The 13054-nt window shown below is 65.0% G+C and carries 17 protein-coding genes; 4 read left to right on the top strand and 13 right to left on the bottom strand.

Annotation, left to right across the window (positions count from 1 at the left end):
- Positions 1–86 precede the first annotated feature (86 nt).
- The 4 genes from BUA26_RS11365 to BUA26_RS11350 are packed head-to-tail and all read left to right on the top strand — an operon-like array spanning position 87 to position 3046.
- A complete protein-coding gene (locus tag BUA26_RS11365) occupies positions 87–737 on the top strand; it encodes a methylthioribulose 1-phosphate dehydratase (protein WP_072760805.1) in 651 nt (216 codons plus the stop codon).
- Positions 734–1297 (top strand): 1,2-dihydroxy-3-keto-5-methylthiopentene dioxygenase, encoded by a 564-nt coding sequence (locus tag BUA26_RS11360; RefSeq protein WP_072760803.1) that lies wholly within the window; start codon positions 734–736, stop codon positions 1295–1297. The genes BUA26_RS11365 and BUA26_RS11360 overlap by 4 nt, the downstream gene beginning before the upstream one ends.
- Positions 1294–1980, top strand: coding sequence for an acireductone synthase (gene mtnC / locus BUA26_RS11355; RefSeq protein ID WP_072760801.1), 687 nt, complete (start codon positions 1294–1296; stop codon positions 1978–1980). Before BUA26_RS11360 ends, mtnC begins: the two co-directional genes overlap by 4 nt.
- Positions 1981–1999: 19 nt before the next feature.
- Positions 2000–3046, top strand: a complete 1047-nt coding sequence (locus BUA26_RS11350; protein WP_072760799.1) for a C13 family peptidase — start codon at positions 2000–2002, stop codon at positions 3044–3046.
- A gap of 59 nt (positions 3047–3105) precedes the next feature.
- On the opposite strand, the gene hisIE is transcribed toward BUA26_RS11350, so the two are convergent.
- From hisIE to BUA26_RS11285, 13 genes are all read right to left on the bottom strand, one after another.
- Positions 3106–3741, bottom strand: a complete 636-nt coding sequence (gene hisIE / locus BUA26_RS11345; RefSeq protein ID WP_072760797.1) for a bifunctional phosphoribosyl-AMP cyclohydrolase/phosphoribosyl-ATP diphosphatase HisIE — start codon at positions 3739–3741, stop codon at positions 3106–3108.
- Between the two features lie 20 nt (positions 3742–3761).
- Positions 3762–4532, bottom strand: a complete 771-nt coding sequence (gene hisF, locus BUA26_RS11340) for an imidazole glycerol phosphate synthase subunit HisF (protein WP_072760796.1) — start codon at positions 4530–4532, stop codon at positions 3762–3764.
- Complete coding sequence (hisA, locus tag BUA26_RS11335; protein WP_072760794.1) at positions 4526–5254, bottom strand: 1-(5-phosphoribosyl)-5-[(5-phosphoribosylamino)methylideneamino]imidazole-4-carboxamide isomerase; 729 nt, start codon at positions 5252–5254, stop codon at positions 4526–4528. Before hisA ends, hisF begins: the two co-directional genes overlap by 7 nt.
- The gene (gene hisH, locus BUA26_RS11330) at positions 5251–5841 is read right to left on the bottom strand and encodes an imidazole glycerol phosphate synthase subunit HisH (RefSeq protein ID WP_072760792.1); all 591 of its coding nucleotides are present in this window, start codon (positions 5839–5841) and stop codon (positions 5251–5253) included. Before hisH ends, hisA begins: the two co-directional genes overlap by 4 nt.
- On the bottom strand, positions 5841–6905 hold the full coding sequence (hisB, locus tag BUA26_RS11325) for a bifunctional histidinol-phosphatase/imidazoleglycerol-phosphate dehydratase HisB (protein ID WP_072760791.1): 1065 nt from the start codon (positions 6903–6905) through the stop codon (positions 5841–5843). The genes hisH and hisB overlap by 1 nt, the downstream gene beginning before the upstream one ends.
- Positions 6906–7008: 103 nt before the next feature.
- Entirely contained in the window at positions 7009–8082 is a 1074-nt protein-coding gene (hisC, locus tag BUA26_RS11320; RefSeq protein WP_072760789.1) for a histidinol-phosphate transaminase, read from the bottom strand.
- A complete protein-coding gene (gene hisD, locus BUA26_RS11315) occupies positions 8079–9386 on the bottom strand; it encodes a histidinol dehydrogenase (RefSeq protein WP_072760787.1) in 1308 nt (435 codons plus the stop codon). Before hisD ends, hisC begins: the two co-directional genes overlap by 4 nt.
- A 24-nt stretch (positions 9387–9410) precedes the next feature.
- Positions 9411–10304, bottom strand: a complete 894-nt coding sequence (gene hisG, locus BUA26_RS11310) for an ATP phosphoribosyltransferase (protein WP_072760786.1) — start codon at positions 10302–10304, stop codon at positions 9411–9413.
- Complete coding sequence (locus tag BUA26_RS11305; protein ID WP_072760784.1) at positions 10301–10639, bottom strand: YerC/YecD family TrpR-related protein; 339 nt, start codon at positions 10637–10639, stop codon at positions 10301–10303. The genes hisG and BUA26_RS11305 overlap by 4 nt, the downstream gene beginning before the upstream one ends.
- Positions 10640–10764: 125 nt before the next feature.
- On the bottom strand, positions 10765–10926 hold the full coding sequence (locus tag BUA26_RS11300; protein ID WP_072760782.1) for a 30S ribosomal protein THX: 162 nt from the start codon (positions 10924–10926) through the stop codon (positions 10765–10767).
- 65 nt (positions 10927–10991) lie between these two features.
- Entirely contained in the window at positions 10992–11936 is a 945-nt protein-coding gene (locus BUA26_RS11295; protein ID WP_072760780.1) for a cation diffusion facilitator family transporter, read from the bottom strand.
- 74 nt (positions 11937–12010) lie between these two features.
- On the bottom strand, positions 12011–12445 hold the full coding sequence (locus BUA26_RS11290; protein WP_072760778.1) for a MerC domain-containing protein: 435 nt from the start codon (positions 12443–12445) through the stop codon (positions 12011–12013).
- 98 nt (positions 12446–12543) lie between these two features.
- Entirely contained in the window at positions 12544–13053 is a 510-nt protein-coding gene (locus tag BUA26_RS11285; protein WP_072760776.1) for a transcriptional repressor, read from the bottom strand.
- Position 13054 lies beyond the last annotated feature (1 nt).

Below are 13054 nucleotides of genomic sequence, written 5' to 3'. Positions count from 1 at the left end.
CCTGACTGGCGAGAATGGCTCTCATTCCAGCCAGGTACGCGTCCGCCGCATGATATAGTTGATGCTCATTTGGACGTCCAAACACCATGAGTCAAACTCTACCCGCCACGATTCCCGCCAGCCTGTTCGAGGCATGCGCTGACAGCATCGCGCACACGGCCCGTGAGCTGGCTGCCCTCGGCTGGACGCCGGCCACCAGCAGCAACTTCTCGATGCGGGTCGATGCAGAGCATGCGGCGATCACGGTCTCCGGCCGGCACAAGGGCCGCCTCGATCGCAACGACATCATGCTGGTCGACCTGGACGGGCATGCCGTCGGCACCGAGGCCAGACCCAGTGCCGAGACGGCGCTGCATACGCAGATCTATCGGCGCCGGCCGGAAGTGCGCGCCGTGCTTCACACCCATTCACGCACGCAAAGCGTAGCCTCGCGCTTGTTCGCCGGCGATGGCGTCATCCGCCTGCAGGGCTGGGAGTTGCAGAAGGCGATCACCGGATACCACACACACGAGAGCACACTGGAGATCCCGGTGTTTCCGAATACCCAGCACATGCCTGAACTGGTCGCCCAGGTCGATGCCTGGCTGGACGCGGGCAAGCCATTGCATGCGTATCTGATCGACGGCCATGGCATCTATACCTGGGGTCGCGACATGGCCGAGGCCCAGCGTCATCTGGAAGCGCTTGAGTTTCTGCTCGGTTGCGAGCTGGATCTGAAAAAACTGAGGGCATCATGAGCCGCCTGCGCATCTTCGACGAAACCCAGCCGCAATCGCCGCTGACGGAACATCACGAACACGCCGCGATTGCCCGTGAACTGGGTCAGGTTGGCGTACGCTTCGAGCAATGGGAAGCCAGCCAAGCTATCGTGCCCGGCGCCGGCCAGGACGAGGTGATCGCCGCTTACCGCAGCGACATCGACCGGCTGAAGAAAGAGAAAGGCTATCAGGCGGTCGACGTGATCAGCTTGACGCCCGATCATCCCGAGCGCGCCGCGCTGCGCCAGAAATTCCTCAGCGAACATACGCACAGCGAAGACGAAGTGCGCTTCTTTGTCGCCGGCTCCGGCCAGTTCACCCTGCACATCGCCGACAAGGTCTACGACATCTTGTGCGAACAAGGCGACCTGATCGGCGTGCCCGACGGTACCCGCCACTGGTTCGACATGAGCGAATCGCCCTATTTCGTGGCGATCCGGTTGTTCACCAACAAGGACGGCTGGGTCGCGCAATTCACCGGCGACGACATCGCCTTGCGCTTTCCCCGGATGCAGCCACGCCAGACCGCGACGCCATGATCGAAATCCGCGCCATCGTCACCGATATCGAGGGCACCACCAGCTCGATCAGCTTCGTCCGCGACGTGTTGTTTCCCTATGCCCGCAAGCGGCTGCCGGCTTTCATCGAAACCCATGGCGACCGGCCCGAAGTGCAGCACTGGCTGCATGAAACAGCCAAGGAGGCCGGCCTGGTCGAAGCCAGCCGCCAGGACATCGTCGAGTTGCTGCTGCAGTGGATCGATGAAGACCGCAAATCCACCGCGCTGAAAGCATTGCAGGGGATGATCTGGAAAGACGGCTACGCCGCCGGCGACTACCGCGCCCACCTGTACCCCGAAGTCGCTGCGCGGTTGCGCGACTGGCGCGCCGACGGACTGCGACTGTACGTCTACTCCTCGGGTTCGGTGCCGGCGCAGCAACTGTTCTTCCGCTACAGCGAGGCCGGCGATCTGACCCCGTTGTTTGCCGGCTACTTCGACACCGAAACCGGCCCCAAGCGCGAAACCGAATCCTACCGGCGTATCGCCGCGGCAATCGACGAGCAGCCGCGGCATATCCTTTTCCTGTCCGATATCGTGGAAGAGCTCGATGCGGCGCGGGCCGCCGGTTTCCATACTGGCTGGCTGATCCGGGAACCGTTGGCATGGCCGGTCGAGCCGCGTCACCGCGCCTTTCGCGATTTCGACGCGATCACCCTCTGAACGCAGGCGCGAATCCTCCATGCGCACCATCCTGACTGTCCTGCTCGCCTTTGCCGCCGGCATACTGACGATGCTGTTGTTGCCCGGCCGTGCCGGACTACCTTCGATCGCCAGCCAGCCCACGTCCTCCGCCCCTGCCCCGTCCGGCAGCAGCGTACCGAACGAAGCATCGACCGAAGCCCCTGCCAACAGCGGCGACGACTGGCCGAACGCCGGTCCGACCCCGGAGCAAGTGCTCTACGCACAGCCGCGGATGATCCGCGATGCACTGGCGCAGCTCACCCCTCGCGTCGCTGGCAAGCCGAACCTCTACCTGTTGGCGTTCGCCGGCGACAGCAGCGAGGACGTGTTCCGCAACGAAGCCGAGTACGCCGCGCAGCTGTTCGGTAAACGCTTCGGTGCCACTGCCCACAGCTTGGTGCTGGAAAACAATCCTGCCAGCCTCTCCAGCCACCCGCTGGCCAGCTGGAGCAATCTGGACGCCGCGCTCGAGGGCCTGGGCAAGGTGATGCAGCCGGATCAGGACATCTTGCTGCTCTACATCACCAGTCACGGCAGTGAGGATCACACCTTGCTGGTCGACATGGACCCGCTGCCGCTGGATCAGCTCGGCGCCGACGATCTCGCCGGTATCCTGGCCTTGCACAAATTCAAATGGAAAGTACTGGTGGTCAACGCCTGCTACTCCGGCGGCTTTGTGCCGCCGCTGCGCGGCCCCGGCACGCTGGTGCTCACCGCCGCCCGCGCCGACCGCAGCTCGTTCGGTTGCGGCAGCGATTCAGACATCACGTACTTCGGCAAGGCATGGCTGCTCGATGCACTGAACCGCACGCCGGATTTCATCGACGCGTTCAAGCAGGCCAGCGGCGAGATCAGCCAGTGGGAGCAGAAGGACAAGCTGACCTCGTCCGAACCGCAGATCGACATGGGCAGCGGCATCGCCGAGCAGCTCGCCTTGTGGCGCAAGGGGTTCACACCTGGGCCAAGAGTGGCATTCAAGCCGGCGGCACCGGCATCCGCCAGCAGTTCGGCGGTAACGCAGTGGTCGGGCCAAACGACGCGATAGCCGCGCCCGTGATGGCCCGTCGGCCATCCACCCAGCCCGTTGTGCGAAGCGATCCGGGCTCAACCAGGCTCGCTGTGTTTGATGTGGCGCTGGGCCAGCAATGTCGACACATCGCCCAACGACAAGCCACGCGCATGCAACACCACGGTGAGATGGAAGATCAGGTCCGCAGCCTCGCCCAGAAGTTGGGTATCGTTCTGCGTCACGGCAGCCAGCGCCGTCTCGACTCCCTCCTCGCCGACTTTCTGCGCCATCCGGCGCATCCCGCCGTCGAACAGCTTGGTGGTGTAGCTGCCCTCCGGGCGTTCGGCATGCCGCTGCGAGACCAGGGCATTGAGTACGGCGAGGAAACCGAGCGGCGGGTGCACGGATTCGCCGAAGCAGCTGGACGTGCCCAGATGGCAGGTCGGTCCACGTGGTTCGGCCTGCACCAGCAAGGTATCGGCATCGCAGTCGATGCGAATCGACTTCAGCGCCAGCACGTGGCCCGAGCTTTCGCCCTTGGTCCACAGTCGTTGCTTGCTGCGGCTGTAGAACGTCACCTGGCCGCTGGCCTGGGTCTGCGCCAGCGCTTCGGCATTCATGAAGCCGAGCATCAGCACCTCGCCGCTCCGCCAGTGCTGCACGATCGCCGGCAGCAGGCCGTCGCCCTTGGCCCAATCGAGGCGGCTGACATCGGTATTGGAATGGCTCATCGCGGGTTGTCCTTCGATACTCACAGGCGGATCGCTATGTCCTGTCCGCGCAGATAGTGTTTGAGGTCGGGAATGGAAATCGCGCCGGAGTGGAACACGCTGGCCGCCAGCGCACCATCGACATCGGCCTCGATGAATGCATCGCGGAAATGCTCCGGCGCTCCGGCGCCGCCGGAGGCGATCAGCGGCACCCGGCAAAGCGCGCGCGCCGCCGACAACTGCTCCAGATCGTAGCCGCGACGCACGCCATCGCTACCCATGCAGTTGAGCACGATCTCGCCGGCGCCGCGCTGCTGCGCCTCGACCATCCAGTCCAGCGCTCTGCGCGCCAGTGCCTGCGTCTTGCCGGGATCGCCGGTGTACTGACGCACGCGCCATTCGCCGTCCGCATCGCGCAGCGAGTCGATGCCGACCACGACGCATTGCACGCCGAAAGCACCGGCGAGCTCGTCGATCAATGCGGGCCGCTCCAGCGCCGGCGAGTTTACCGAGATCTTGTCCGCGCCCGCGTACAGCACGGCGCGCGCCTCGTCCACCGAACGGATGCCACCGGCGACGCAGAACGGAATGTCGATCACCCGCGCCACCCGCTCGACCCAGCCGCGATCCACGCTGCGCCCTTCCGGGCTGGCCGTGATGTCGTAGAACACCAGTTCGTCGGCGCCTTCGTCGCGGTAGCGCAGTGCGAGCTCGACGATCTCGCCCATCACCACGTGATCGCGGAAACGCACACCCTTGACCACCTTGCCGTCGCGTACGTCCAGGCAGGGGATGATTCGGCGGCTCAGCATGTCAGCGCCTCCTGCAGCGTGAAGCGCTCTTCCAGGAGCGCACGGCCGAGTATCACGCCCTGCGCACCGGCATCGCGCGCGGCACGAATATCGTCCAGCGAACGCACACCGCCGGAGGCCTGCACCGCCAGCTGCGGTACCTGCTCGGCGAGATGGCGATACAGCTCCAGATTGAAACCGGCCAGCATGCCGTCTCGGTCGATGTCGGTGCACAGCAGATGACGGGCACCTTGTGCGGCGTACCATGGCGCCAGTTCGTCCAGCGTGCGCGCCTCGACTTCGGTCCAGCCCGCACTGGGCAAGGCCCAGCGGCCGTCGATACGGCGCGTGTCGAGCGCGATGGTCAGCCGCTCGGCGCCGTACTTGGCCAGCCAGCCGGCGACCAGCTCGGGATCGCGGATCGCCACGCTGCCCAGCACCACGCGACGCACGCCTGCATCGAACAGACGCTGCAGATCAGCCTCCTCGCGCACGCCGCCGCCGGCCTGAATGTGCATGCCATCGGCCGCAATGGCGCGGATGACGGCCAGATTGTCGAGGTTGCCGGAACGGGCACCGTCCAGATCGACCAGATGCAGCCAGCGTGCGCCGGCAGCGGCATAGCGCTGCGCGAGTTCACGCGGCTCGGCGGCATAGGTGGTCTGCTGCGCGTAGTCGCCCTGCTTCAGGCGCACCACCTGGCCGCCGCGCAGATCGATCGCGGGAATCACTTCACAGTTCATAGCGCGAGAAAGTTCTGCAGGAGCTTCGCGCCGACGGCGGCGGAACGCTCGGGATGGAATTGCATGCCGTGGAAGTTGTCGCGGGCGATCACCGCCGAGAACGCCTCGCCGTAGTTGCTGGTGGCCAGGGTCCAGTCGCCCACCGGCACCGCATAGCTGTGCACGAAGTAGGCCTGGTCGTCATCGCCAAGCCCGGTCAGCAAGGGGTGCGGTTGTTTTGCGATCAGCCGATTCCAGCCCATGTGTGGTACGCGCAGGCCGGGCGCCTCGACGAAGCGATGCACCGGCGCCGGAATCAGCCCGAGGCATGTGGTATCAGCTTCCTCCGAGTGCGCACACAACAGCTGCATGCCCAGGCATACGCCGAGCACCGGTTGGGTCAGCGAACGCATCAGTTCGACCAGCCCCAGCTCGCGCAGCCGCGCCATGCCGGGACCGGCGGCGCCGACGCCGGGCAGGATCACCTTGTCCGCGGCACGAATCGTGGCGGCATCCGCGGTCAGTGCGGCATCCACGCCAAGCCGTTGCAGCGCGTAGCGCACCGAACCGATATTGGTGCCGCCGGCATCGACCAGTACGACGCTCATTACAGTGTTCCCTTGGTGCTGGGAAGCTCGCTGCCTTCGCGGCGAATCGCCTGGCGCAAGGTGCGCGCCACGACCTTGAAGCAAGCCTCGACCATATGGTGCGCGTTGTCGCCCTGCACGGTCAGCTGGAGATTCGCGCCCAGCGTCTCGCACAGCGAACGGAAGAAGTGCGGCACCAGTTCGGTCGGCACTTCGCCCACCCGCTCGCGCGGAAAGCTGCCCTCAAAAACGAAGTACGGGCGCCCGGACAGATCCAGCGCCGCGCTGGCCTGCGCTTCATCCATCGGCAAGGTGAAACCATAGCGGCCGATGCCGCGCTTGTCGCCTAGCGCCTGCTTCAACGCCTGCCCCAGCGCCAGCGCGCAGTCCTCGATGGTGTGGTGCTCGTCGATATGCGTGTCGCCATCGCAATTCAGCTCCAGCGCGAAACCGCCGTGCTTGCCGATCTGCTCCAGCATGTGATCGAAGAAACCCAGCCCGGTGTGCGCCTTCGGCTCGGCCACCTTGTCCAGATCCACGCTGACAGTGATGCGGGTTTCCTTGGTGTTGCGCACCACGGTTGCCGTACGCGGCGCATCCAGCAGCTGGTGTGCCAGTTCGTCCCAGCCGATGCCGAGCGGGCCGACGCGGCAACCGCGCACGCCGATGTTCGCGGCGAACTGCAGATCGGTCTCGCGGTCACCGACCATCGCCGATGCGGCACGGCTCCAGCTGTCGTCGGCGAGGTAATGACGCAACATGCCCACACCCGGCTTGCGCGTGTCTTTGCCCTCATGCGGGAAACTTCGATCGATCAGCACCTCGCGAAAGCGCACGCCCTGCGAGGCGAGAATGCGCATCAGCAATTCATGCGGACCGCTGAAGTGCAGCTCGGGGAAACTGTCGGTGCCAAGGCCATCCTGGTTCGTCACCATCACCAGCTCATAGCCGGCGGCGACGAAGCGCTGCAGTGCGGCGATCACGCCTGGCAACAACGCCAGCTTCTCGTAGCTGTCGATCTGCTCGTCGGCCGGCTCTTCGATCAGGCAGCCATCACGATCGACGAAGAGAATCTTGCGGCTCACTGCGACCTCCGGATCAATATATCTGTGGGAGCGACTTCAGTCGCGAATGGCATTGCCTCAACGCACGGCTTTCGCGACTGAAGTCGCTCCCACAACAACGCGTTCAGGCGCATGTGGCGGCCTCCTGCAGTACGGCGAGCACACGAGCATTCTCCTCCGGTGTACCGATGGTGATGCGCAGCGCGTCGCCGAGATGGGGGTAGCGGCGTATATCGCGCACCACGATGCCGGCGGCGAGCAGCTGTCGGTAAACCGCCGTCGCATCGTCGAAACGCACCGCAAGGAAATTCGCCTGCGACGGCAGCACCTCGCGCACGCCGGGCAGCCGGCGCAATGCGCCCTGCATCCGCTGCCGCTGCTCACGCACAATGGCGACGTGCTCGCGCGCGTTCGCCTGCCCCCAACCGGACAAGCCGATCAATGCCGCGTCCACGCACGGCAGCGGCAGCGGGTATGGCGGCATGATCCGTTTGAGCAGTGAAATCACCTCGGCATTCGCCAGCAAGCTGCCGATGCGCGCGCCGGCCAGAGCCCAGGCTTTCGACAAGGTGCGCAGTACGGCGAGGTTGTCATAACGGTCGATCAGATCAGTCACGCTGGCATCGCCAGCATCCGTGAATTCGACATAGGCTTCGTCCACCACCAGCAACGCGCGGCCGGCCAGCGCCTGCGCGAGTCGTTCGACACTCGCACGCGGTACCAGCTGGCCGGTGGGATTGTTCGGCGTGCAGATGAAGACCAGCTTCACCGCCGGCGTGACGGCGGCGAGTATGGCGTTCACGTCCAGCGTGAAATCAGACTTCAGCGCCACCTCGATCACGCCCGCATTCTGGATCCGTGCGCAGACCGCGTACATGCCGAAAGTCGGCGGCTGGATCAGGATCGCATCTTCGCCGGCGCGGCAGAACGCGCGCACCAGCAGATCGATCGCTTCGTCGCTGCCGCGGCCCACCAGCAGCTGCTCGCGGCGCACGCCATAGAGCGCGGCCAGCGCGTCGATCAAGGCCGCCGGCTGCGGGTCGGGATAGCGGTTGCAGCCGAGGCCGTCGTCGCCCACCGGCGCCCACGCCGACTCATTCGCATTGAGGAATACCTGGCCGCCGCTGGCCTCCATGCGCGCGGACGAATACGGCTGCATCGCGCGGATTTCCGGCCGGGCCAGATCGAGCACGCTCATGATTGTGTCTCCAATGCCGCCAGCCGCAAGGTCACGGCACGGCGATGGGCTTCCAGTTGTTCCGCCGCCGCCAGCGTCGCCGTGCACGGACCGATATGGCGCAGGCCCTCGGCGCTGACCTCCTGCACGGTGATCTGTTTCTGGTAGCTCGCTACCGATACGCCGCTATAGCTGCGCGCATAGCCGTAGGTGGGCAGCACATGATTGCTGCCGCTGCAGTAGTCGCCCACCGATTCGGGCGTCCATTGACCGAGGAAGACCGAACCGGCGCTGTCGATGCCATCCAGCAACGCTCGTGGCTCGGCTACCTGAAGGATCAGATGCTCGGGCGCGTAGCGATTGCTCACCGCGATCGCCTGGCTCAGCGAATCGACGGCGATCAACCGGCTTTGCGCCAGCGCCTTCTGCGCGATGGCCGCACGCGGCAGCTTGGCGCATTGCCGATCGACCTCGCGGGCCACCTGGTCCAGCAGTCCGGTGGACGAGCTCAACAGGATCACTTGCGAATCCGGCCCGTGCTCGGCCTGTGACAGCAGATCGGCCGCGACGAACACCGGGTTGGCATCGGCATCGGCGATCACCAGCACTTCGGACGGGCCAGCCGGCATGTCGATCGCTGCGCCATCCGGATCGGTGGACACTTGCAGCTTCGCCTCGGTGACCCAGGAGTTGCCGGGGCCGAACAGCTTGTCGCAGCGGGGCACGCTGGCCGTGCCATAAGCCATCGCCGCGATCGCCTGCGCGCCACCCAGCTTGAATACCTTGTGCACGCCGGTGAGGCGCGCGGCATACAGCACCGCTTCGTCGCAGCGGCCATCCGCGCGTGCCGGCGAACACAGCACCACCTCGCGGCAACCGGCGATCTGCGCCGGGACACCGAGCATCAGCGCGGTCGATGGCAGCGGTGCGCTGCCGGCCGGCACGTACAGGCCGACCCGGCTGATCGGCCGCAGCATCCGCTCCACCCGCACACCGGGCGCGGTGTCCACGCCTACCGGCTGCGGCGCGGCAGCGCGGTGGAACAACGCGATGCGTGCAGCCGCTTCGTGGATGGCCGCCTTAAGGACAGGATCTAGCGACACTTCGGCCGCAGCGAATTCGGCCTCATCCACCTCGATCACATCCAGCGTGCAGCGATCGTACTTCGCACTGAGCTCCCGCAGTGCGGTATCACCCCGTTCGCGCACGGCGGCGATGATTTGTCCGACACCATGACGAAGCTCCTCGGCACGCGACTGCGTGGGGCGCGCCAAGGCATCGCGCTGTGCGGTCTCGTCCAGTGCATTCCAGTCGATACGGTTCATGCGAATGTGCTCATGCCAACCTGCTCAAGCCAACATCTTCTCTACCGGCAACACGTACATCTCGCGTGCGCCGGCCTTCTTGATTTCTTCCAGTTGCCGCCAGCTCACCTCGCCGGCGCATAGCGCCTGCAGCATCAGCTGATCCGGTTGCCCAGCCACCGCCAGCAGCGTCGGCTGCGGCCCGCCCGGCAGCAGTCGGGTGACCGCCTCAAGCGTGGTCCGCGAGGTCTGCAGCAGCAGCAGGCGCGACTCGCGCACCTGGATCACACCGTCCAGCCGCTTCATCAGCAGCTCCAGCATGTCGCCGCGCTCATCCACCGGCAGGGTCAGCGGGCCTGCCAGCACCGCTTCGCTCTCCAGCAATACGTCGGTCTCGCGCAACTGATTCGCCACCAGCGTGCCGCCGCTCTGCACCAGATCGCAGATCGCGTCGGCCGTGCCCAGCTTCGGCGCAATCTCGACCGATCCGGCCAGCGTCACCACACCCGCGTTCACGCCATGCGTGCGCAGCCACTCGCCCAGCAGGCCGGGATAAGTGGTGGCTATGCGTCGGCCTTCCAGATGTTGCGGCAGCTGGTAATCCAGCTCCTGCGGCACCGCGATCGACAGCCGGCAACGGCCAAACCCGAGCGGACGCAGTTCGCTGAGTGGCGCAAGTTCACGCCCGGCGGTGAGCTGGAACTCGCTCAGCACGTTGCGTCCGACAATGCCGAGATCGCATACGCCTTGCGCGATGAGCCCGGGAATGTCGTCGTCACGCACCAGCAGCAGGTCGACCGGCTCGCCCTCACCGAAGCAGAACAGCTTGTCGCGGCTTTGCCGGAAGGTGAGGCCGCAACGGGTAAGCAGCTCCAGCGCCGGCTCGGTGAGCCGGCCGGATTTCTGCATCGCTATGCGCAAACGGTCGCGCGTCTTCATGCCTTCGCCTTCTTTGCTGCCTGCGACTGCCGACGCGCCGCCCGTGCTGCGGCGGCCAGGTAGCCGCCGTTGCCCTGATTGAGGTAGCGCGCCACGCGCCCAATGGTGGTGATGCTGACCGCGGTGCGCTCGTGGATTTCCCGATAGGCAATGCCCTCCAGCAGATATGGCACCACCCGCCAGCGATCCACCAGCACTTCCAGTTCGGCAGGCGTGCACAAGTCGCCCAGGAAGGCGCCCATCTCGTCGGCGTTCTTCAACGACAGCAAGGCCTCGCAAAGGCTCAGCTTGGCTGACTCGACGGGAGTTTCGGGATCCAGCGATCGACGCTTCATAATGTACTAATGCGTTAACACGATGGATCGAATCATACACAGCATCCGGGAGCGCCGCAAACCTGCAATAAAAAAAACCCCGCCGAAGCGGGGTTCTTGTCAGTCCAGCCTGGGCCGGAACCTGCTCAGGCCGATTTCTTCTTCGGCGCGGCTTTCTTGGCGGCAGCCGGCTTGGTCACGGTCGGCTTGGCGCCAACGACAGCCGGCGACACGGTATGCGCACGGGTATTGCCGTAGCTGCCGCGATAGGTCTTGCCGCGACGGGTCTTGCGATCGCCCTTACCCATGGGAACTCCTTGATTCGTGAGATGAATGATCGGACATCATAGCAGGTCGGCCTCTACCGCCATAGTCAGCCGTGATTGTGCCCGGCACAGCTCTTGGACTGATCCAGGCACTCGCCCGGATCGACCTGCACGGTCACGTGCTGGATGTCGAAGCGTTCCAGCAACATCTGCTTGATCGCCTGCAGCGCCCGTGCGCTATCGGCCGACTCATTCAGCTCGGCATGCAAAGTGGCCATGCGCGAACCTGAAGCCAGCTGCCACACATGCAGATGATGGATGTCGCGGATCGAGGCGTCGGCGCCACGAAGCGATGCCTCGACCTCGGCGCTGTCCATGCCGTCGGGCACGCCTTCCAGCAGGATGTGGGCGGACAGTCGCAGCAATCGCCATGCGCTGTTCAGGATCAGCAGCGCCACCAGCATCGACAGCACCGGATCAGCCCACAACCAACCGAACCAGTGAATCGCCAGCGCGGCCAACACCGCTCCCAGCGAGCCCAGCAGATCGCCCAGCACATGCAGGCTCGCACCGGCCAGATTGACGTCGTCGTGCGCATGTCCATGCAAGATACGCAGCACCAGCAGGTTCACCAGCAGGCCGATGACCGCCACTATCAGCATCACGCCGGACAGGATGGCCCCCGGATGCAGCAAGCGCATGACGGCTTCGTAGATGATCCAGCCGACCAGTACGAACTGGCTCAGCGCGTTGACGAAACCGATCAACACCTCGATCCGGCCATAGCCGTAGCTGCGTCGCGCGTCGGCCGGCCGGATCGCCATCCATGCGCCGACTAGCGCCAGCAGCAGGGCCAGCGCATCGACCATCATGTGGCCGGCATCCGCCAGCAAGGCCAGCGAGCCGGACCACGCGCCACCGACCACCTCGGCCACCATCATCACGGCGGTCAACACGAACGCGAACAGCAGCTTGCGACTACGCCTGCCGCTGGGACCGGCATGATCGTGTGCGTGAGGATGGTCGTGCTGATGGGTGTGGGCGATGCTCATGCGTACATGCTAGAAACAGCGGCTGCCGTTACACAATCACCGGCGGTCCGAACATGCCGCCCAGCGTGCGTCGCTCAGTGCGCGCATTGCGGACCATGTACATGGTCGTCCTGGTGGCGGCTGTCCCGGCGCAGGTTGACGAAATGCGCGCTGGCCAGCAGCAAGCCGCCGCAGGTCACCAACACGCTATGCAGGATGATCGAATAGTTTTCGGCGAAGGTGACACCGAGCAGCAGCAACGCCAGTCCCGGGCCCGCCAGCAACAACGGCAGCGGCTCCTGATGCCGGCGAAAGCCACGAACCAGGGCAAACAGCGCCAGCGTGCAGGCAAACAGCACGAAGCCGCGTTCGAAGCGGTGGTCGGCCAGAAACTCCAGACCCACGAGCGGCAACAGCACCAACACGAACGGCAGCAGCGCGCAGTGGATCGCGCACAGGAACGACGCCACCGCGCCGACGCGATCGGCAATACGCCACCAGCGGGTTTTGTTCGCCTGCTCGGAATCCATCAACCTGCCCTGGCGCCACCAAATGCGGTGACTCTGTACCCAGTGGCCGTCATGTTACTTTATAACACTGGCAGGCGCCACACCCGGAAAACCGGGACTCACGCCTTGCGGCAGTGCTTGCAGGTGCCGTGCACTTCCAGCGTCTGCGCTTGCGGTTTGAAGCCAAGCGCCCTGGCCTGCGCTTCGATCAGCTCGGCCACTCTCTCATCGCAGACTTCCTGCGCGCTGGAGCAGGTATCGCAGATCAGGAACGGCACCTGATGCGCTTCTGTCGGGTGATGGCAGGAGACGAAGGCATTGATCGATTCCAGCTTGTGGATGAAACCGTTCTCCAGCAGGAAGTCGAGTGCCCGGTAGACTGTCGGGGGCGCTGCATTGCCGTGCTTCTCGCGTAGTTGATCGAGCAGGTCATACGCCTTGACCGGTTTGTGCGCGGCCGCGATCAGTTCCAGCACCTCCTTGCGCAGCGGGGTCAGGCGCAGGCCGCGTTGCTCGCTGGCATGCTCCACCGCACGCACGAATCCCTTCGCATCATGATGATGCGGGTGATGCGCGTGCGGGCTGTGTGCGGCGTCGTTGCTCAAGGTGTCACCTCTACTGAAGATCATA

This window comes from Rhodanobacter sp. OK091 (genome assembly GCF_900142825.1).
GTDB lineage: Bacteria > Pseudomonadota > Gammaproteobacteria > Xanthomonadales > Rhodanobacteraceae > Rhodanobacter.
The sequence above is the reverse complement of the archived record's forward strand: the minus strand, read 5'-3'. Positions and strand labels throughout refer to the sequence as shown.